Origin of the sequence: Streptomyces sp. NBC_01591 (genome assembly GCF_035918155.1) — a bacterium.
Taxonomy (GTDB): Bacteria; Actinomycetota; Actinomycetes; order Streptomycetales; family Streptomycetaceae; genus Streptomyces.
Genome location: NZ_CP109327.1, coordinates 2,289,818 through 2,309,031, shown reverse-complemented (window position 1 = coordinate 2,309,031; position 19,214 = coordinate 2,289,818). Strand labels below are relative to the sequence as shown.

The following is a 19,214-nucleotide window of genomic DNA, read 5'->3' as shown; positions in this document are numbered from 1 at the left end:
ACCGCAGTAGCTGAAAGTGAGGCCCGCTCCCCTCGGGGAGCGGGCCTCACTCGTTTTCGCGGTGCGGTTACGGCGTGACGGTGATGTTGGTCAGGCCCTTGCCGCCGGTCACCGTGTTGCTGCTGTGGACGGTGGTCGGGCAGCTCGCGCTGTAGTTGGTGACGTTGATCGCGAGTTGCTTGTCGCCCCTGGAGCCGGTCAGGTCAGAGGTGTTGTCGCGGAAGACGGTGCCGCAGCCCCAGCCGCTCTGCTGGGTGTGGGTCTCGTAGCCGTTGTTGGTCGTACGGGAGCCCTTGTTCCCCTCGACCAGGACGTCGTTGCCCTTCACGTCGACCCAGGAGTCGTCGTAGTTGGCACCGGTCAGCCCGCTGCCGTCGAAGGTGTTGCCGATGATCTTCGCCCCGGTGGTGCCCTCCTTGATGTCGACGTTCTCGCCGCCGACCCCCGGGCCGATCGTGTTGTGCAGGATCTGGACCCGGTCGCTCCGGTCGGAGAGATCGCCGGCCGTGCCGACGTAGACGCCCTCGCCCATGCCGCGGCCGTCGTGTCCGGTGTCGTAGATCCGTGAGTTCTTGACGACGCCGTCCTTGCTGGACTTGCGGAAGTGGACGCCCTCCATGTCCAGGTCGTGCACGGTCACCGAATCGATGACGACGCCGGTGGCGGTGTCGGCCATGATGCCCTTCTGGCCGCCGGTGACGGTGATGCCCTTGACGGTCCAGTACGAGGCGCCGTTGAGGTGCAGCCCGTAGCCCCCGCCGGCCGTGAGGATCGCCTTGGCCGAGCCCGTGAGCGTGATCCGGGCGGAAGCGGTTCCGGGGACGGTCGCCTTGAAGTTGCCGGTGTAGGTGCCGTCGGCGAGCCGGATCGTGTCGCCGGGGGCCGCGGCGGTGAGAGCGGACTTGAGCTGGGCGGCGGTACTCACGTCGATGACCGGTGCCGCACCCGCCGCGGTGGCGGAGGCGAGGGCGAGGCCGCCGGTGGCGAGCGCGGTGGCCAGCAGGGCCGGGAGCAGAGTGCGGGTGCGCATGGGGGTGCCTTCCCGTCGAAGGAGTTCGAGGTTCTCGTACATGAATGTGGGGCGAGTCTCTGAACTTGCTGCCCAGTGACGGTAGGGATGCGGTGCGGCCGTGTCAATGTCTGGACCATTGCTCCGCGGGGTGGGAGCGGCGGGCGGGGTGAACGGGGGAACACCTGTGGGATGCGCGGGAAGCTGACGGCCCGTGACGCGCCACAGTGCGGATCCCGGTGGCCCGGGGGTGTCCGTGAACTCGGCGCTTCCGCCGAGGTGTTCACCGACATGAACACCAACGCCTGTGTCTTCAAAGGGAAGGCGGGCGCCCGCCAACGTCGACGCGCCTCGGGTTCTCGCACGGGTTCCGGCATGAACCGGCGGGTGAAAGGGCACAGTCCGGGAATGCATGTGCCCTGCCGGGCGTTCTTCTCGACGAACACGAGGAGGAGCGGTAACCGTGCCTGATCCGCAGAGTTTGTACGAATGGGAGCCGAAGGGCCTGGCCGTCGTCGACATGGCGCTCGCGCAGGAGTCGGCCGGCCTGGTCATGCTCTACCACTTCGAGGGATACATCGACGCGGGCGAGACCGGCGAGCAGATCGTGGACGGCCTGCTCGAAACGCTGCCGCACCAGGTCGTGGCCAGCTTCGACCACGACCGTCTCGTCGACTACCGGGCACGGCGTCCGCTGCTGACCTTCCGGCGCGACCGCTGGGCCGCCTACGAGACCCCGACGCTCGACGTCAGGGTCGTGCAGGACGCCACCGGAGCGCCCTTCCTGCTGCTGTCCGGGCCCGAGCCCGATGTGGAGTGGGAGCGCTTCGCCGCCGCCGTCGAGCAGATCGTCGAGCGCCTCGGTGTCCGCCTCGCGGTGAATTTCCACGGGATCCCGATGGGTGTCCCGCACACCCGCCCCGTAGGCATCACCCCGCACGGCAACCGCACGGACCTCATGCCCGGCCACCGCAGCCCCTTCGACGAGGCCCAGGTGCCCGGCTCCGCGGAGGCCCTGGTGGAGTACCGGCTGATGGAGGCCGGACACGACGTCCTCGGTGTCGCCGCCCATGTGCCGCACTACGTCGCCCGCTCCGCGTACCCGGACGCGGCGCTCACCGCGCTGGAGTCGATCACGGCCGCGACCGGCCTGGTCCTGCCGACCGTCGCCCATGCGCTGCGCACGGAGGCGCATCGCACCCAGACCGAGATCGACCGGCAGATCGACCAGGGAGACGAGGAGCTCGTCTCGCTCGTCAAGGGCCTTGAGCACCAGTACGACGCGGTCGCCGGATCCGAGACCCGCGGCAACCTGGTCGCCGAGCCGGTGGACCTGCCGTCCGCCGACGAGATCGGCCTCGAATTCGAGCGGTTCCTCGCGGAGCGCGAGGGGGACGCCTGACCGCTCCCCGCCGCTCACCCCTCGTACTAGGCTGCCGGTCATGCTGAAAGTGGGCCTGACCGGTGGGATCGGCGCCGGCAAGAGTGAAGTGTCACGGCTGTTCGTCGGATACGGAGCCGTGCTGATCGACGCGGACCGGATCGCCCGTGAGGTCGTCGAGCCGGGTACGCCCGGGCTCGCGGCCGTCGTCGACGCGTTCGGCACCGGCATCCTCACCGCCGACGGCACCCTGGACCGGCCGAAGCTCGGCTCGATCGTCTTCTCCGACGCCGACCGGCTCGCCGCCCTCAACGCGATCGTCCACCCACTGGTCGGCGCCCGCTCCGCCGAGCTGGAGCGGGCCGCGGGCCCCGACTCGGTCGTCGTCCACGATGTCCCCCTCCTCACCGAGAACGGCCTGGCGCCGCTCTACGACCTGGTCGTCGTCGTGGACGCGAGCCCCGAGACCCAGCTCGACCGGCTCGTACGGCTGCGTGGCATGACCGAGTCCGAGGCCCGCGCCCGGATGGCCGCCCAGGCCACCCGGGAGCAGCGGCGGGCCGTGGCCGACCTGATCATCGACAACGACGGGCCGCTGGAGGACCTGGAGCCGCAGGTCCGCAAGGTCTGGTCGGAGCTGACCGAGCGGGCCGAGGCCGGCTGACCCCGGCACCGGGGAAGTCCGGAATACCGGACCCCGGCCGGACGTTGAGTCCCCGGTGAGGAAGGGAAGGATGAGACCGTGCCCGAGAGAACCCCGGAGACCGATGTCATCGACTTCCGCGCGGCCGAACACCTGCTGGCGGCGCGCGACCCCCGTGGCGCGGTGAAACTGCTGGATTCGGTGATCGCGGCCCATCCGGAGAACACCGCGGCCCGGCTGCTGCGTGCCCGCGCGTTCTTCGCCGCCGCCCAGCTGCGCCCCGCCGAGCTGGAATTCGAGCTCGTCCTGGAACGCGAGCCGGACAACGCCTTCGCGCACTTCGCGCTGGCCCGCACCTTCGAGCGTTCCGGCCGCACGGACCGGGCCGCCCGCCACTTCCGGCTGGCAGCCGCGCTCGACCCGAACCCGGAGTATCTGAGGGCGGCCCGCTTCCCGGCCCAGGACTGACGTCCGGCGCCGGGCGGGCGCGCCCCCGGCCCGCTTCAGTGCCCGTACCTGCCGCGCCCGCCGTGGTCGGGTTCGTACGGCGGGATATTGCGGCCGGGCTGGTAGTGCGGGCCCTGGTGGATGTGGTGGACGATCACAGCCAGGTCCACGAGGACCAGCAGGAGCAGCAGGCCGCAGGCGGCGGCCCAGCCCGGCCGGTCGGTCAGCGTGAAGGCGGCCAGGCCGAAGACGGCCCAGGCCAGCCCCCATAGACTCAGCCAGAGCCGCAGCCGCAATGGACTGCGGGCAGTCGTCGGTTCATTACCGGTACGCATGGCGATCGCCTCTCCTACCAGGATGGACCCGCGACGGCGTTTTGGGGCATCTCGACATCGGACTGAGGAGATCGTGCGTGAACGGCGCATCGTGGGAGGACCGCACAGGCCGCAGGGCGAGGGTCCGGGGCTGTCTGCTGGGCGGGGCGATCGGGGACGCGCTGGGAAATCCGGTGGAGTTCCTGTCCCTGGCCGGCATCCGCCGCGCGCACGGTGAGTACGGCGTACAGGGACTTCTCCCGGACGAGGAGGGGGTTGTCGGACGGGTCACGGACGATACGCAGATGACCCTGTTCACGGCCGAAGGGCTGATCAGGGCCCATGTCCGGGCGGCAGCGGAGGGCAGCGGCGGCACCGGGGACGGCGGCGGCGCCGAGACCGGGATCGTGCGGAACGCCTATCTGCGCTGGCTGGACACCCAGAACCACCCCGCTCCGCCGGCCCGTGGCGGCGACAACCCGGTGCGTACCGGCCGGCTCAGGCAGCAGCCCTGGCTCTACGCGCGCCGGGCCCCCGGCAACGCCTGCCTGACCGGGCTCGCCACCGGCCACGTTCCCGAACCGACGGCCCGGCTCGGCGAGCCGGGCCCCGTCAACACCGGCTCCAAGGGGTGCGGCACGGTGATGCGGTCCGCCCCCTTCGGGCTGGTGGGGGCGGACGCCGAGGCGAGCTTCCGGCTCGCCTACTGGTGCGCGCAGATCACCCACGGCCACCCGACCGGTGCGTACGCGGCCGGGGCCTTCGCCGCGATCGTCGCGCACCTCCTGGAGGGCGACTCGACGGCGGGCGCCGTACTGAGGGCCATGGAGCTGCTGCGCCGCCACCCGGGGCACGAGGAGACGACGGCGGCGCTGCGAGCCGCCGTAGACCTGGCCGCGGAGGGTGCCCCGACCGGGGAGAAGGTGGAGACGCTGGGCGCGGGCTGGGTCGCCGAGGAGGCCCTTGCCATCGCCGTGTACTGCGCGCTCGTGCTGCCCGGCGCCGATCAGGTGGCCCGGTCGCTGCTGCTCTCGGTCAACCACTCGGGCGACAGCGACTCCACGGGAGCGATCTGCGGCAACCTGCTCGGCGCACGCCACGGGGACGTACACCTTCCGCCGTCCTGGCTGGTGGCGACCGAGGGCCGAGCGGTGATCACCGAGGTGGCCGACGATCTGTGCGTGGAGTTCGAGCACGCGGTCGCCTGGCCGGACGGACGGTACCCGGCGTACTGACGGGCGGCCGCCCGCCGTTGAACGGCGGGGTCACCACTCGTCGGTACACCGGGTGTTGGCGGTGCGTCAGTCCGTCAGCAGCTTGTTGCGCAGCGCGGCCACCGTCGCGTCGTCGAGCTTCAGGCCCTCGCGTACGTAGGTGTCGAAGTCGCCGTACAAATGGTCCACCTCGTCGAACGCCGCGCGCAGCCAGCTCAGTTCGACGGCCTTCGGGTTGCCCAGGTAGTCGTTGCTGGCGAGGAAGTCCGCCTCGACGGTCTCGCGCGGGACACCGAGCAGGGTGAGCAGGACGGCCGTGCTCCAGCCGGTGCGGTCCTTGCCCGAGCTGCAGTGGAAGACCGTCGCGCCGGAGTCGTTCGTCGCGACGGCCGTGAGCAGGTCGCGGAAGGCGTAGTCGGCGCCCACGAAGTTGACCATGAACGGGTAGCCGATGGACTGGCCGAGGTCGGACGAGCCGGAGAACAGCCCGGCCGCGATGGCCTCGGCCAGTGTCATCAGGGCCGAGTCGTGGAAGCGGATGCCGTGGCTGAGCGACACCACGTCGGCGACCTGGTACTTCACCCCGGCGGGCAGCCGGTCCGGATCGTCGTGCCGCTCCACCGCGTTGCGCAGGTCCACGTCGAGGGTGAGGCGCTGGGAGAGCAGGCGCTGCTGCTCGGCGTCGGTGAGGCTGTTGATCTTGTTGGAGCGGTAGACCAGACCGGGGCGCACCCAGCGCCCGTCGGTGGTGCGGTAGCCGCCGATGTCCCGGAAGTTGCGGGCGGACTCGATCCCGAGCGAGCGTTCGGCGACGACGAGCGGGGAACCGCTGTCCGGCACCAGCCGGAAGTACCAGCGTCCCGCGTCGGCGAGGGCTCCGGCGGGGACGGTCAGCGAACCGGTGCCGGGGGCGGTGCCCACCGGGGTGCCGGTGGTGGCGTCGGGGGAGGTGACGGCGGTGACGGTCACCGATCCGGCGCCGGAGGACCAGGAGAGCGTGTAGCCGCCGTCGGCGGCGCGCTGGGCGGTGGCCGCGGTGAACGGCACGGCGGCGGCCCGCGCGGTGGCCCCGGCGCTCGCCGCGGGTGCGGCGGCGGGAGTGGCGGCGAGGGCGGGCGGGACGAGGACCGTTCCGGCGAGCAGGACGGCGGCGACGGCTGCCTGGGTGATGCGGTGCGTGCGCATGGTGCTCCTTGTCTGCATCCCTGTCGGGGAGTGGGGGGTGTCAGGAGGTGGGGGCGGCGGTGCACGGCGCGGTGCCGCAGACATTGATGACACGGCCGGTGGCCAGGAAGGTGGCCTTCTGCTGACGGGCGGCCGACGAGTTGCGGGGGTCCGAGTGCGGGTCGTGGCCGTACTGCGGCCCGGCGGGCGGGGTGTTGGTGAGCGGCGGGGTGGGCGTGCCGCTGTCCCACACCGTCATCGCGGAGCCCCGGTAAGGCAGTCGGTCGGGTGCGACGGTCCTGATGCCCCAGTACGGGACGGTGTCCGGGCTGCGGCCCGGTGCGAGCGCGGGGGAGATCAGCCGGGCGCCGATGGTGCGCGCCTCCACGTCGGCGGCCGCGTTCGCGACCTGGTGGTCCCCGTACGCGATGTGCATCAGCACCTGATGGCGATCGGTGAGGTGGTTCGCGTACGCGTCGGTCTCGCCGCGGTCCCACACCATCTGGAACAGCTGGAGGACGATCTGCTGACGCAGTTTGTCCGGGTAGGAGAGGTCCAGGACCTGCTGGAACGGGGCGAAGTCGACGCTGCGGTTGAGGAGCAGGCCGTAGTTCATGCCGGTGACGCCGAGGACCCCGCGCCGGATGTCGGGCGAGGCGGCCACCAGGGCACCGCCGAGGATTCCGCCCTGGCTGTTCCCGTCGTACCCGATGCCGTGCCGGATGTCGACGAGCGGGCGGCCGTTCGCGTCGCGGAAGGCCGCGTCGGTGGTGAGTCCGTGGGCGTGGATCAGGGCGCGGGCGAGGAAGAGGGCGTTCAGCATGCCCTGTTCGCTGCGCTCGGGAACGGCGGGGAAGAGGTTCGGGTCGGCGAGTGCGCCGAGCACCACGGGTATGTCCTCCTCGGCCATCCCGATCCAGTCCGTCGCGCAGAACGTGAAGTTGTGCTCCGCCGCCATCGCCTTGACGTTGCCCGCGCCGACCTCGGAGCGGCGGCCGAGGAGGCCGTGCCCGTAGAGGGCGGGGTGCGAGGGGCCACGGAAGGCGGAGCGCGGTATCTCGCAGCGGAACATGGCGAGTTGGGTGTTCAGCGGGAGCCGTCGGGGCAGGCCGTCCGGACCGCGGTGCAGTACGGAGCCGGGCGGGCCGCCGGGCAGGTTCAGATAGCTGGGCACCTCGATCCGGCCGGTCACTTCACGGGCGATCCGGGGGTCCTGCTCGGCCGTGAAGTCGGTGACACCGGTGACGGTGAACGCGGGCGAACGGCCGCCGAGACGGCGGAACGCATCGTCGCGGACGGTGAAGAGGTCGCCGGTGAGGCTGCGGGTGCTCGCGACGGTGAAGTCCCAGGCGAGGTACAGCTCCTCGGAGCGCACTCCGGCCCTGTGCAACGCCTTCAGGGCCGGGCGCAGCCGGTGCTGCCGGGTGCGCAGCGGGTGCCCGGCGGGCAACGCCTTCCCGGCGACGGTGGCGAACGGCGCGGCGGCCGGGATGGTGCGCCCCGCGCCGTCCTTGAGGTGCCTGAGCGCGACGGCGTAGTGGTGGCCGTCGCGGAAGTTGCGCGCGGGATGGATCAGCAGGGCCCGGCGTGCGGGGTCGGTGGCGTTGGAGTCCGGTTCGGCCCAGTACGGCCACCGCTCCCCGGTCCGGGTGTCCAGCAGCACGACGGGGGCGTCCGGGGCCAGGGAGCGGCCGATGTCGGTGATCGGGGCGGTGCCGGTCGCCGCCGGGTCGAGGCCGGGGACGTGCGCGATCAGCGTCGAGCCGGGGGAGAAGCCGTCGGACCGGTTCCAGGCCGTCGGGTCGACGGGCCGGCCAGCCGTGGCGCGCGGCAGCGTGGTGGCGCCGAAGGACACCCGGCGGCCGGTGTCGGTGGTCGGGTCGGGCCGGGTGTACCAGTCGTTCGGGAACGGCAGCAGGCACTCGACGGGCGCCAGCGGGTCGCAACCGGGCCCGGACGCCCCGGCGGCCCGTGCCGCGGGGGCGTCCGGGACGAGCAGGGCGGCGGCGCCGAGCGCCGCCGCCAGCAGCCCGCGCAGCAGGCGGCGTTGCAACGGGGTCAGCTCCCCTGGAGGTGCGCGCCGATGATGGCGGCGTAGTTCGCCTCACCGTTCCGGTTGGGGTGCAGCGGGGCGGCGGCCGCGGTCGGCACGTAGCCCTCGACCCACTTGTCCGACGGGGCCTGGCAGGAGTCGTGGCCCTTGCTGGGCGTGGCGAGATCGATGTACTCGGCGCCGTGCGCCGCGCTCTGCTCGGCGATCACCGCGTTCATCCGGTCGACGCTGCCCTGGAGGAAGTCGGCGTCCACCGGGAGGACCGGCTGCAGCGGCCAGCAGCCGCCGGGCTTGATGTACAGGCCGTACCCCGTGACGATCACCCGGGCCTGTGGCGAACGCTGGTGGATCGAATCCAGTACGACACCCAGCTTCGGCGCGAACTCCGCGATGCGCTGCCCCACCTGGTCCACGCCGCCCTCGTTGTACTTCTCCTTGCACGGGGTGGCGTTCGGGTCGAGGGTGGTGCACTTCTGCGCGATGCCGACGAGGCCGGCGTCGTTGCCGCCGATGGTCAGCGTCACCAGGTCGGTGTCCGGGCGCAGCGCGTCGAACTGGGGCGGCGCCGAGCCCATCGGGATGTCGAGCAGCGACAGCGACTGCTTCTCGGTCATGTGCTTGGAGGCGGCGCCGCTGCACGTGACGTCGCGCAGCGACGCACCGAGTCGATCGGCGAGTTCGTGGGGGTAGTTGTGCGTCGAACGGCCGCAGGCCACCGGCCCCGTGATGTCCGGGATGAGCGGTCCCGAGGCCATGGAGTCGCCGAGTGCGACGTAGGACATGGTGTCGTCCTCACCGGTGGCGGACGCCGGGACAGCGCCGGTCCCCACGGTCAGACCGGCCAGGGCGAGCACGCCCACGATTGTCCTGACGGAACGACAGAAACCCTTGTTCTGCGGCATGTTCACGGAATCCTCCGACGGTGGGGGGCGGAACGTGGCATGGCGTGTGACGCCGGTCATCATGCAGACTCAAGTGCCGTCGTTTAACTGGTGGGTAACGCAGACTTCTGCGGGGGAACTTGTGACGCGTGACAATCGGCCGCTCGTCATCACGGGGGAGCGCGGAGCCCCGGGAGGGCCGGAGAGCCGGCCGCTGTCCATCGCCGGACGCCCGGTGGCCGCACATCTGCGCGCCCGCGTCCCGGCCCTGACCGGTCGTGTCGTCGCCCGGCTCCTGGCCGATCTGCCGGTCTACGCCGATCTGCCGCACGAGGAGATCTCCGGCGACATCGCCGACATCGTCCAGCACAATCTGCGGCTCTTCGCCGACGTCGTCGAGCACCGCCGCCCCGCCACGGACGCCGAACTCGCCCAGCAGCGGGACTCCGCCGCCCAGCGCGCCGAGGAGGGCGTGCCGCTGGACGCGATCCTCACCGCGTACCAGGTCGGCACGGCGATGTGCTGGCAGGAGACGGCCAAGGGCGCGCTCCCCGGTGATCTCGCCACCGTCCTGGAGATCATGGACCGGATCATGGTCCTTCAGCAGCAGCTGACCTCCGCCGTCAGCAGCGCGTACCTGGAGGCCCGGCAGATCCTCGACAGCCAGGACCACGGCGGCCGGCACGCCCTGATGGCCGCCCTGCTGACCGGCGAACCCCTGGACCGCTTCACCCACCGCACCGGACTGCGCCCGGCCCCCCGCTACCTCGCGATGACGCTCGCGCTCGGCCCGCACCCCGACGAGCTGAACCAGTCACCGGGGCCGGGCGCGGGCGTCGCGGCCCGGCGCAAGATCCGCCGCGTCCGCACGGCCCTCGACCACTTCGCCGGTACGCCGGCGCTCACCGCCCTCGACACCTCCGGCGGCACGGTGTTGCTGCCCGCCGCCGAACCGCCGCCGTGGCACGGACCTGGCGGTCTGTGCGAGCTGATCGAGGAGGCGACCCGCGCGGCCGGTGTGCCCATCACCGCCGCCGCGGAGACTGCCGAACCGGAGGCGGTGCCGGCCGCCGTGGCCCGTAACACCGAGATCGCCGATCTGATCGCCCGTACGGGGCGGCCTCCCGGCCTGTACCGGCTGGCCGACGTCCTGCTCGAATACCAGCTCAGCCGGCCCAGCGAGGCCCTGCACGGGCTCGCGCAGCTGCTGAGGCCCCTGGAGGCGAAGCCGGAGCTGCTGCGCACCCTGGAGACGTATCTCGAACTGGGCCTGGACCGGCGGGCCACCGCGGCAGCCCTGCACATCCACCCCAACACCGTCGACTACCGCATCCGCCGCATCGACCGGCTGACCGGCCTCTCCCCGGCCCGCCCGGCCGACCTCCAGCACATCAGCGCGGCACTGGTCGCCCGCCGGTCGGTGTGAGCGGGAAGGGATCCGCGGCCGGAACCACCGTCAACGGCCGTACGTTCGTCCATACATGAGCGGACGACTGGTGCGTGAGGGTTATTCAGGGACGGGTCCCGGCGCGATCACCCCGGACGGGTGCGCGGTCGAGCTGTACAGACGCCTGTCCGTCGGCGACGAACCGGACGTGATCGCGGCGGCCGTGCCCGCCGGGGCGAGCATTCTGGAACTGGGCTGTGGCGCGGGCCGGGTGACCCATCCGCTGATCGGGCGCGGCTTCGAGGTCACCGCCGTGGACGAGTCGGCGCAGATGCTGGAGTACATCCGGGGCGCCCGCACGGTGCGGAGCCCCATCGAGTCGCTGGACCTCGGTGAGGAGAGGTTCGACGTGGTGATGCTGGCGTCGTTCCTGGTGCACACGAGCGAGCACCGGGTGCGTGACGGGATGCTGCGGACCTGCCGCAAGCACGTCAAGGACGGCGGCGTCGTGCTCATCCAGCGCGAGGGCGCCGACTACCACAGCAACCTGCCGCGGGAGAGAGTCGATCCTGGCGGATACACCGTACGGATCGTCTCGGCGGAGCCCGTGGGGGACGGGGTGGACTCGGTGCATGCCGAGTACGTATTCGACGACGCGCGATGGACCCAGACGTTCCGGTCGCGGGAGCTGTCGAAGGAACAGTTCGAGGGACATCTGGAGGCGGCGGGTCTGACCGTCGACCGGTATCTCACGGATGACGGGATCTGGGTGCGCGCCGTGCCCAAGTAGCTTCGGAGCAAAGGAGATCCGCGGTCCGGGCAGCGATGAGTTCCGGACCGCGGACGGGTCTACCTCTTCGCAGGCAACACGCTGCTCCACGAGCGACACGCTGCGAAGACTTTCCCGAGGAGATCCGGATGTCCGAGTCCACGCTTGCCAGGAACACTCCCGCTGCCGCCCGTTCGGGCACTCGGTCCGAGGGGCCCGGGCGCGGTGCCCTCGCGCTCACCGTCGCACGGGTCGTGCTCGCCCTGTTCCTGGGGTTCAGCGCGTTCGCGAAGCTGATCGCCCATGAATCGGCGGTCGAGAGCTTCGACCGGATGGGCTGGAACCGGTTCGCGATGTACACCATCGGAGGGCTGGAGATGGCGGGGGCGATCGCCCTGCTGATCCCGGTCCTGGCCGGAGTCGCGGCGATCGCGCTCTGCGGGCTGATGGCAGGTGCCTCCATCGTCCAGCTGACACTGCTGGACAGGGCGAACGCGATCATGCCGGCGCTGCTCATCGTGCTGTTCGTCCTGATCGCCCGGGAGCGACGGGACCGGACGGCCACCCTGGTCGCGCTCGTACGCAGACGCGCGTAGCGGGCAGTGGGGTGTGCCGCCCGGTGCCGTCGCCGCTCAGGTGGACGGTGCCGGCCGCGGCCTGTCAGTGGACCGTGCTGTAGCTGCGCCACGGCAGGGCGGAGGCCCCGTTGACATCGCTCGACAACGTCGCGAGGTACGTCGTGCCCGGGCCGGTGCAGTTGCGCGTGCGGTACAGAATGATGTCGACCAGGGTGCCGTTGTTCACCGCCTTGGCGCCCGAGAGGGCGAGCCGGTGGCAGCCCTTCACGGGCGGGCTGTTCACCGTGATCACGACGTCCCGCTTCGTCGTGTAGGTGACCGGTCCGACCGCGGTCCGGCCGAGGCCGGAACAGCCTGCGACGGTGAGGGTCAGGAGCGCGGTCCCGGCTGCGATGCCGAGGCGGCGGCGTCGGTGAGCGATCACGGGCATGGGCGGGTCCTCGTCTGTCTCGTCCGGCTCGTCGCACCGGCACCGGCGCTGCGGATGCCACCGAGTGCGTACGGATGCCACGGAGTACGTACGGATGCCACGGAGTACGTACGGAGTACGTGCTGACGCTGGTCACCCTGCCCCCTGGCCGGCGCCCCGGCATCCGGTGCGCGGCCGGGCGGGGTACGGCCGTGACGACGAGGGCCCGTTCCATGTTCATATTGATTGATATTGGGCATACCGTGGTAATAGCGACTGATTCATCTGATTCGGTCGGTTTTCTTCAGTTCCGGCTTTCAGGGGGCCGTCATGGTCCAGGAGCTCGTGATCGCGATAGTGGCGGCGGCCTCGGCGGGTGGGCTGTACATGGCTGCGGCGGCCAAGGTCGTCAAGCAGTACGAGCGGGGCGTCGTGCTGAGGCTCGGAAGGCTCCGTAAAGACATACGAGGACCCGGTTTCACCATGGTGATCCCCGGCATCGAGCGGCTGCGCAAGGTCAATATGCAGATCGTCACGATGCCGGTGCCGGCGCAGGACGGGATCACCCGGGACAACGTGACGGTGCGGGTGGACGCGGTCATCTACTTCAAGGTCGTCGACGCGGCGAGTGCCGTGATCCAGGTCGAGGACTACCGGTTCGCGGTGTCACAGATGGCACAGACCTCACTGCGGTCGATCATCGGCAAGAGCGATCTGGACGATCTGCTGTCCAACCGCGAAAAGCTGAATCAGGGCCTTGAGCTGATGATCGACAGTCCCGCGGTCGGATGGGGTGTGCAGATCGACCGGGTGGAGATCAAGGACGTTTCGCTTCCGGAGACGATGAAGCGCTCCATGGCCCGCCAGGCCGAGGCCGACCGTGAGCGGCGTGCCCGGGTCATCAACGCGGACGCCGAGCTGCAGGCGTCGAAGAAGCTCGCCGAGGCGGCGGGGGAGATGTCCGCCCAGCCGGCCGCGCTCCAACTGCGCCTGTTGCAGACGGTGGTGGCGGTCGCGGCGGAGAAGAACTCCACGCTGGTGCTGCCGTTCCCGGTGGAGCTCCTCCGCTTCCTGGAGCGGGCGCAGCAGCCCGCGCAGCAGCAGGAGTTGGCGCCACCGCAGACCGTTCAGCCGCCGCAGCAGCAGCCGGCGCAGCCGCAGCGCCATGCGCAGGCACCTCGTCCCGCGCAGGCACCGCGCCCCACTCAGGCACCTCGTCCCGCGCAGCCGCAGCGCCCCGCTCAGGCCCAGCGTCCCGCGCAGGCCCAGCCCCGGCCGCAGCCGCCGTCCTCCGCGGCGCCCGCGTCCGCACCTGCGCCCACACCCCCGGCCGCTGTTCCGGCGCGGTCCTCCCGTTCGAAGCCGTTGGCCAGGCACTGAGCCGGTCCGTCCGTCCCTCGTTCCCCGCCCCGGTCCCACCGGCTTGGACGGGGGCGGGGCAGATCGTGTCCTATATCGCGGCTGACCTGCTGGAACGCAGGTGAGCGACCGGTTGTCAGACCCCCCGCCTAGACTCGCAGGAGTCATGAGGATCAAGGCGATCAAGAGGATCAGGGCGGGAGGGGAGGGGACCGATGACCACGGCACAGCACCAGCAGGACGCCTCCGCTGTCCGTCTCCTGCGCTGCGCCGCCGTGTTCCTGCCCGCGCCGCTGCCGAGGGACGGACGCATCGCCTTCTGGGACCCTGACGGCGGTCCTCTCCCGCAGCCGGGCGACGTCTGCGTACACCCCGCGGACCCGGGGAGTCCGGCACCCGGTGCGAGCACGGCCGAGATCACCGTTGTCCGCCGGCACGGGCAGGGGGACGGCGTCCGTCGGCGTACGGTGCCCGCGGTCCTGCTGCCCGTCGCCGACGCGCTGCCGCTGCTGGCCCGGGCCCGGCACCAGGAGTCCGCCCACCCCGCCACGCGATGCTGGGGCGCGGCCGCGCTCCAGGCGCTCAACCTGGCGGCGCGCGGCAGGCTGCTCCCGGGTCTGACGGGCGACGACCGCGACGCCTGGCGGGCCGGGCCGCGCGACGCCGAGGACATCGCCCATCTCCGGGCGATCGCCGCCGCCATGCCCGCCGAGGGCTACGCGGTCCCGCTGCCGGATCCCGCACCGATCCGGGTCCCGGACCCCCAGTGGCTGCTCGGTTCGTTCCTCGACGCGGTCGCCGACACCCTGCCCCGTACGCCCGCCGCGGCGTACGCGATGGGCGCACCCTTCGCGTCCCGCGAGGCCCAGCACCTGCCGGGGGCCCGTGACTGGGCGGTCGAGGTCGCGGCCGGGCTCGATGCGGGTGTACGGGTATCGCTGCGCCTCGACCTGTCGGCGTACGAACTCTTCGACACGACCGATACGTACGACACCCCCGACAACACCTCCGACGCCATCGGTTCCGACGAGGCCGATGTCACCGGGCCCGGCGACCCCGAGGGCCACGGCACCTCCGGTTCCGCCGCGAGCGGCCGTTCCGGCACCGCGCGGCACGCCGCCGCGGCCATCACCCAGGTGCACAGCCTCGCCGACCCGACCTACGTCACCGACGCCGCAGCACTGTGGAACGGCGGGGCGGGCGAGCCGTTCGGCCCGCGGGCCAGGATCGACGCCGTGCTCGCCCTGCGCCGCGCCGCCCGCGTCTGGGCGCCGCTGGAGCGGCTGCTGGACCAGCCGGTGCCCGATGTGCTCGCCCTGGCGGAGGACGAGCTGTACGAGCTGTTCAGCGACGCGGGAGCCCGGCTGGCGGCGGCCGGGGTGAGCGTTCACTGGCCCAGGGAGCTCGTCCGTTCGCTCACCGCCTCCGCCGTCGTGCGGCCCGCGCCCGGCTCGGCCACCGACGGCACCTCGTTCTTCGACGCCGAGCAGCTCTTCGCCTTCGACTGGCAGTTGTCGCTGGGCGACGAGCAGCTCACCGAGGCGGAGATGGACATCCTCGCGGAGGCCCACCGGCCGGTGGTGCGCCTGCGGGACCAGTGGGTCGTCGTCGACCCCGCGCTCGTACGCAAGGCACGCAAGCGGGAGCTCGGCCTGCTCGATCCGGTCGACGCCCTCGCCGCCGCCCTGACCGGCAGCGCCGAGGTCGACGGCGAACAGGTCGAAGCGGTGCCCGTCGGCGCGCTGGCCGCACTCCGTGAGCGCATCACCGCCGACCACGCCACCATCGCCCCGCCGCCCGGTCTCGACGCCACCCTCCGCGACTACCAGCTGCGCGGCCTGGCCTGGCTGGACCGGATGACCTCGCTCGGCCTCGGCGGCTGCCTCGCCGACGACATGGGCCTGGGCAAGACGATCACCCTGATCGCCCTCCATCTGCACCGCGCCCGTCCCGCGCCCACCCTGGTGATCTGCCCCGCCTCCCTCCTGGGCAACTGGCACCGGGAGATCAACCGCTTCGCTCCCGGTGTCCCCGTGCGCCGCTTCCACGGCACCGACCGCTCACTCGCCGGGTCCGGCGGCGGCTTCGTCCTCACCACGTACGGCACGATGCGTTCCAGCGCCGCGCAACTGGCCGGCCACGGCTGGGGACTGATCGTCGCCGACGAGGCCCAGCACGTGAAGAACCCGCAGTCCTCCACGGCGAAGGCGCTGCGCACCATCCCGGCCCCGGCCAGAGTCGCCCTCACCGGCACCCCGGTGGAGAACAACCTCTCCGAGCTGTGGGCCCTGCTCGACTGGACCACTCCCGGACTGCTCGGCCCCCTCAAGGCGTTCCGGGCCCGGCACGCCCGTACCGTCGAGAACACCGGTACGGCCGCCGGGCTCGCCAACGACGAAGCGGTCGAACGGCTCTCCCGCCTGGTCCGGCCCTTTCTCCTGCGCCGCAAGAAGTCCGACCCGGGCATCGCCCCCGAACTGCCGCCCAAGACGGAGACCGACCACCCCGTCTTCCTCACCCGCGAGCAGGTCACGCTCTACGAGGCGGCGGTCCGCGAGACGATGGCGTTCATCGAGGCGTCGGAGGGCATCGCCCGGCGCGGCCTGATCATGAAGCTGCTGGCCTCGCTCAAGCAGATCTGCAACCACCCTGCGCAGTATCTGAAGGAGGAGCCGACCCGCCTCGTCGGCCGTTCCGGAAAGCTCGCCCTGCTCGACGAACTCCTCGACACGATCCTCGCCGAGGACGGCTCCGTCCTCATCTTCACCCAGTACGTGACCATGGCCAGGCTCCTCTCCGCCCACCTCGCCTCGCGCGCCATACCCTCCCAGCTCCTGCACGGCGGCACGCCGGTCGCAGAACGGGAACGGATGGTGGACCGCTTCCAGTCCGGCGAGGTCCCGGTCTTCCTGCTCTCCCTCAAGGCGGCGGGCACCGGACTCAATCTCACCAGGGCCGCCCATGTCATCCACTACGACCGCTGGTGGAACCCGGCCGTCGAGGAACAGGCCACCGACCGGGCGTACCGCATCGGCCAGACACAGCCCGTGCAGGTTCACCGGCTGATCGCCGAAGGCACTGTCGAGGACCGGATCGGCGAGCTGCTGGAGGCGAAGCGGGCCCTGGCCGACACGGTCCTCGGAACCGGCGAGGCCGCGCTGACCGAGCTCAGCGACCGCGACCTGGCCGATCTCGTCTCGCTCCGGAGGCCGGCATGAGCCCCCGCCCGCACACCGGCCACGACCCCCGTCCCGTCGCCCGCCCACGCCCCGGCCCCGACGACCTGCGGCGCACCTTCGAGGCCGTACCGCCCCGCACCGGTGACGGCGACGAACCCTTCGCGGACAGCTGGTGGGGCCGTGCCTGGGTGGCCGCCCTGGAATCCCTCTCGATGGACGAGGGCCGGCTCTCCCGCGGCCGTACGTACGCCGACAGCGGCAAGGTCGCCGCGATCACCGTCACCCCCGGCCGGGTCGTCGCCTACGTCCACGGCAGCCGCCCCCGCCCCTACCGCTGCGAACTGCGGCTGCGGACCCTCGCCGACCCCGACTGGGACGCCTTTCTCGATGCGGTCGCGGCCCGGCCCGGCCACTTTGCCGCGCTGCTCACCAAGGAGATGCCGCACTCGCTGGCCGACACGGCGACCGAGGCCGGCATCGGGCTGCTGCTCGCCGCGGGGGACCTCGACCCCGGCTGCTCCTGCCCGGACCACGGCTGGCCCTGCAAGCACGTGGCCGCGCTCTGCTACCAGATGGCGCGGCTCCTGGACACCGACCCGTTCGTCCTGCTGCTGCTGCGCGGCCGGGGGGAACGGGAGCTACTCGAAGAGCTGGGCCGACGCAACGCCGCCCACTCCGCCCGGGAACGCCCCACAGCCCCCGCCACCCCCTCCGTACCGGCCCGCGAAGCCCTCGCCGACCGCTATCTCCCACCGCTCCCCGCCCCGTTGCCGGTGCTGTCGCACCCCGCACAGCCGCCCTCGTACCCGAGCCTGCCCGGTGCACGCGACCCGCTCGCCCTCGACCACCTCGCCACGGACGCGGCGGCCCGCGCGCACGCGCTCCTCACCACCGGCCTCGACCCGCTCGCCGGGCTCACCCCCTGGCAGGACGCGGTACGGCTGGCAGCGTCCCGGCCCACCGCCGGGCTCACCGCCACCACCCGCGCCCTCTACCGCGAGCTGGCGTACGCCACCGGCCGCACCACCACCGACCTGGCCCGGGCGGTCGCGGCCTGGCGCCAGGGTGGCGCCGGAGGGCTGGCCGTCCTCGAAACCCCCTGGGACCCTCCGGCCGGCCCCTTCGACCGGGCCCGCCCGGCACTCTCGGCCGCCGGCTTCCCCCGCTTCCAGCCCTGGCGCAACCACCTCACACACCCCGGCGGTACACTCCAGCTCCGCTTCGGTCACGACGGCCGCTGGTACGGCTACGAATCCGAGCCGGGCGAGGACGACTGGTGGCCCCGCGCCACTCCGGACACCGACCCGGTGAGCGCGCTCATGGAGCTCAGCGGGGGCTGAAACCGGCCGGGCCGGTCCGGGCCTCAGTAGCTCTGCAGATAGACGAAGAGACCGATCAGGAACACGGCGACGATCGGCAGCACGATCAGCCGGGCTTTGCGGAACCCCTCGTTCTCCTGGTCGGACCGGCCCTGGTCGGCGCCGTGCACCGACGCCAGATGATCCCAGGCCATGTCGGTGATCTTCTTCATCGTCAGCAGCGAAGGCGACCAGTCGCAGTGCGCACAGACCACGAAGTCGCGGTAAGGGTCGTACCGGAAGTCACGCTCGATATTGACCGTGAACACCTGACCGTCCGGCGTCGTCGCTGCGAAGTGGCGTACTGGCGTGCCCATGTGGATCGTTCCCCGTTCCGTGCGTGTGCCCGGTCCCGTGCCCGGCCGCGGCACAGTACCCGACCGGACCGTTCCCGCCCCCGCCGCGGTCAGCGAGGCAGCACGGCATCGACGACATCCCGGGCGAAGCCGGGCGGCACCGGTTCGCGGCGGAGCAGCACCCGCATCCAGACCGCCCCCGCGATCAGGTCCAGCAGCAGCATCGGGTCGGCGTCCGCGGGGAGTTCGCCGCGGGCGGCGGCGCGGGCGAAGACCGGCTGTTCACGGGAGAAGCGATCGGCGAAGAAGTCGCGGGTGAGGGCGGCGAGTTCGTCGTCGGGCAGGCCGGTGCCCGAGGTCATGGCTCGGGCGACGGGTTCGGTGCGCCCGTCGGTGAGCAGTCGGGTGATCTGTTCGGTGAGGGCGATCAGATCACCGCGGAGGCTGCCCGTGTCGGGGATGTCGATGTCGAGGACCCGGGCGTGGATCAGGGCCGCCCGCAGGAGCACCGGTTTTGAGGGCCACCAGCGGTAGATCGTCGTCTTGTTGACCCCGGATTCCTGGGCGACGGCCTCGATGGTGAGCCGGGCGTAGCCGCGTTCCGCGAGGTGGCGCAGCGTGGTCTCGAAGATCGCCTCCGCGGCGCGGGGGCCCCGGCCCGGGCGGCGGTTCACGGTCGGGTCGGGCATGGGCACTCCAGAGAAGAGCAACGCAACGTTGCGTTGCAGTATAGGGTGCTGTCTTCGTACTTCGTACTGCGACACAGGGGGCCC

Annotated in this window: 18 protein-coding genes; 10 read left to right on the top strand and 8 right to left on the bottom strand. The window is 71.8% G+C overall.

What is annotated here, in order from left to right; genetic code table 11:
• Positions 1-67: 67 nt before the first annotated feature.
• On the bottom strand, positions 68-1,030 hold the full coding sequence (locus OG978_RS10795) for a right-handed parallel beta-helix repeat-containing protein (RefSeq protein WP_326764990.1): 963 nt from the start codon (positions 1,028-1,030) through the stop codon (positions 68-70).
• Positions 1,031-1,472: 442 nt separating this feature from the next.
• Here OG978_RS10795 and OG978_RS10790 point away from each other — a divergent pair, with 442 nt between their 5' ends.
• The 3 genes from OG978_RS10790 (at position 1,473) to OG978_RS10780 (ending at position 3,501) form a co-directional block, all read left to right on the top strand.
• Complete coding sequence (locus OG978_RS10790) at positions 1,473-2,411, top strand: PAC2 family protein (protein WP_326764989.1); 939 nt, start codon at positions 1,473-1,475, stop codon at positions 2,409-2,411.
• A 40-nt stretch (positions 2,412-2,451) separates the two neighbouring features.
• Positions 2,452-3,054, top strand: a complete 603-nt coding sequence (gene coaE / locus OG978_RS10785) for a dephospho-CoA kinase (RefSeq protein WP_326764988.1) — start codon at positions 2,452-2,454, stop codon at positions 3,052-3,054.
• A 78-nt stretch (positions 3,055-3,132) separates the two neighbouring features.
• Entirely contained in the window at positions 3,133-3,501 is a 369-nt protein-coding gene (locus OG978_RS10780; protein WP_259929358.1) for a tetratricopeptide repeat protein, read from the top strand.
• Between the two features lie 35 nt (positions 3,502-3,536).
• On the opposite strand, the gene OG978_RS10775 is transcribed toward OG978_RS10780, so the two are convergent.
• On the bottom strand, positions 3,537-3,815 hold the full coding sequence (locus OG978_RS10775; RefSeq protein ID WP_326764987.1) for a DUF6343 family protein: 279 nt from the start codon (positions 3,813-3,815) through the stop codon (positions 3,537-3,539).
• A gap of 77 nt (positions 3,816-3,892) precedes the next feature.
• On the opposite strand from OG978_RS10775, the gene OG978_RS10770 reads away from it, so the two are divergent.
• The gene (locus OG978_RS10770; protein ID WP_326764986.1) at positions 3,893-5,029 is read left to right on the top strand and encodes an ADP-ribosylglycohydrolase family protein; all 1,137 of its coding nucleotides are present in this window, start codon (positions 3,893-3,895) and stop codon (positions 5,027-5,029) included.
• A gap of 66 nt (positions 5,030-5,095) precedes the next feature.
• Here OG978_RS10770 and OG978_RS10765 read toward each other — a convergent pair whose 3' ends face one another.
• From OG978_RS10765 to OG978_RS10755, 3 genes are read right to left on the bottom strand one after another with little or no spacing between them, the layout of a single operon-like run.
• A complete protein-coding gene (locus OG978_RS10765) occupies positions 5,096-6,193 on the bottom strand; it encodes a tyrosine-protein phosphatase (RefSeq protein ID WP_326764985.1) in 1,098 nt (365 codons plus the stop codon).
• A 40-nt stretch (positions 6,194-6,233) separates the two neighbouring features.
• Complete coding sequence (locus OG978_RS10760; RefSeq protein WP_326764984.1) at positions 6,234-8,225, bottom strand: hypothetical protein; 1,992 nt, start codon at positions 8,223-8,225, stop codon at positions 6,234-6,236.
• 5 nt (positions 8,226-8,230) lie between these two features.
• Positions 8,231-9,133: an SGNH/GDSL hydrolase family protein gene (locus tag OG978_RS10755; RefSeq protein WP_326764983.1), complete on the bottom strand. Its 903-nt coding sequence runs from the start codon at positions 9,131-9,133 to the stop codon at positions 8,231-8,233.
• 187 nt (positions 9,134-9,320) lie between these two features.
• Between OG978_RS10755 and OG978_RS10750 the strand changes: the two genes are divergently transcribed.
• The 3 genes from OG978_RS10750 (at position 9,321) to OG978_RS10740 (ending at position 11,858) form a co-directional block, all read left to right on the top strand.
• Entirely contained in the window at positions 9,321-10,532 is a 1,212-nt protein-coding gene (locus OG978_RS10750; protein ID WP_326769990.1) for a PucR family transcriptional regulator, read from the top strand.
• Between the two features lie 55 nt (positions 10,533-10,587).
• Entirely contained in the window at positions 10,588-11,283 is a 696-nt protein-coding gene (locus OG978_RS10745; RefSeq protein ID WP_326764982.1) for a class I SAM-dependent methyltransferase, read from the top strand.
• 128 nt (positions 11,284-11,411) lie between these two features.
• On the top strand, positions 11,412-11,858 hold the full coding sequence (locus tag OG978_RS10740; RefSeq protein ID WP_326764981.1) for a DoxX family protein: 447 nt from the start codon (positions 11,412-11,414) through the stop codon (positions 11,856-11,858).
• 64 nt (positions 11,859-11,922) lie between these two features.
• Here the strand turns inward: OG978_RS10740 and OG978_RS10735 are convergent, their stop codons facing one another.
• On the bottom strand, positions 11,923-12,270 hold the full coding sequence (locus tag OG978_RS10735) for a hypothetical protein (RefSeq protein ID WP_326764980.1): 348 nt from the start codon (positions 12,268-12,270) through the stop codon (positions 11,923-11,925).
• Between the two features lie 309 nt (positions 12,271-12,579).
• Here OG978_RS10735 and OG978_RS10730 point away from each other — a divergent pair, with 309 nt between their 5' ends.
• The 3 genes from OG978_RS10730 (at position 12,580) to OG978_RS10720 (ending at position 18,127) form a co-directional block, all read left to right on the top strand.
• A complete protein-coding gene (locus OG978_RS10730) occupies positions 12,580-13,629 on the top strand; it encodes a slipin family protein (RefSeq protein ID WP_326764979.1) in 1,050 nt (349 codons plus the stop codon).
• Positions 13,630-13,823: 194 nt separating this feature from the next.
• Positions 13,824-16,826, top strand: coding sequence for a DEAD/DEAH box helicase (locus OG978_RS10725; RefSeq protein ID WP_326764978.1), 3,003 nt, complete (start codon positions 13,824-13,826; stop codon positions 16,824-16,826).
• Complete coding sequence (locus OG978_RS10720) at positions 16,823-18,127, top strand: SWIM zinc finger family protein (protein WP_326764977.1); 1,305 nt, start codon at positions 16,823-16,825, stop codon at positions 18,125-18,127. The genes OG978_RS10725 and OG978_RS10720 overlap by 4 nt, the downstream gene beginning before the upstream one ends.
• Before the next feature lie 23 nt (positions 18,128-18,150).
• On the opposite strand, the gene OG978_RS10715 is transcribed toward OG978_RS10720, so the two are convergent.
• Both OG978_RS10715 and OG978_RS10710 read right to left on the bottom strand, forming a co-directional pair.
• Positions 18,151-18,462 carry a hypothetical protein gene (locus OG978_RS10715; RefSeq protein WP_326764976.1) on the bottom strand — a complete coding sequence of 104 codons (312 nt, stop codon included), beginning with the start codon at positions 18,460-18,462 and terminating at the stop codon, positions 18,151-18,153.
• An 89-nt stretch (positions 18,463-18,551) separates the two neighbouring features.
• Positions 18,552-19,130, bottom strand: a complete 579-nt coding sequence (locus tag OG978_RS10710) for a TetR/AcrR family transcriptional regulator (protein ID WP_326764975.1) — start codon at positions 19,128-19,130, stop codon at positions 18,552-18,554.
• Positions 19,131-19,214: the final 84 nt, after the last annotated feature.

Excerpts from the sequence above, each read along its gene's own strand:
- OG978_RS10745 (WP_326764982.1), top strand. The coding sequence starts at position 10,588 with ATGAGCGGACGACTGGTGCGTGAGGGTTATTCAGGGACGGGTCCCGGC.
- OG978_RS10795 (WP_326764990.1), bottom strand. The coding sequence starts at position 1,030 with ATGCGCACCCGCACTCTGCTCCCGGCCCTGCTGGCCACCGCGCTCGCC.
- OG978_RS10725 (WP_326764978.1), top strand. The coding sequence starts at position 13,824 with ATGACCACGGCACAGCACCAGCAGGACGCCTCCGCTGTCCGTCTCCTG.
- OG978_RS10710 (WP_326764975.1), bottom strand. The coding sequence starts at position 19,130 with ATGCCCGACCCGACCGTGAACCGCCGCCCGGGCCGGGGCCCCCGCGCC.
- coaE (WP_326764988.1), top strand. The coding sequence starts at position 2,452 with ATGCTGAAAGTGGGCCTGACCGGTGGGATCGGCGCCGGCAAGAGTGAA.
- OG978_RS10765 (WP_326764985.1), bottom strand. The coding sequence starts at position 6,193 with ATGCGCACGCACCGCATCACCCAGGCAGCCGTCGCCGCCGTCCTGCTC.
- OG978_RS10775 (WP_326764987.1), bottom strand. The coding sequence starts at position 3,815 with ATGCGTACCGGTAATGAACCGACGACTGCCCGCAGTCCATTGCGGCTG.
- OG978_RS10740 (WP_326764981.1), top strand. The coding sequence starts at position 11,412 with ATGTCCGAGTCCACGCTTGCCAGGAACACTCCCGCTGCCGCCCGTTCG.
- OG978_RS10730 (WP_326764979.1), top strand. The coding sequence starts at position 12,580 with ATGGTCCAGGAGCTCGTGATCGCGATAGTGGCGGCGGCCTCGGCGGGT.
- OG978_RS10715 (WP_326764976.1), bottom strand. The coding sequence starts at position 18,462 with ATGGGCACGCCAGTACGCCACTTCGCAGCGACGACGCCGGACGGTCAG.
- OG978_RS10735 (WP_326764980.1), bottom strand. The coding sequence starts at position 12,270 with ATGCCCGTGATCGCTCACCGACGCCGCCGCCTCGGCATCGCAGCCGGG.
- OG978_RS10720 (WP_326764977.1), top strand. The coding sequence starts at position 16,823 with ATGAGCCCCCGCCCGCACACCGGCCACGACCCCCGTCCCGTCGCCCGC.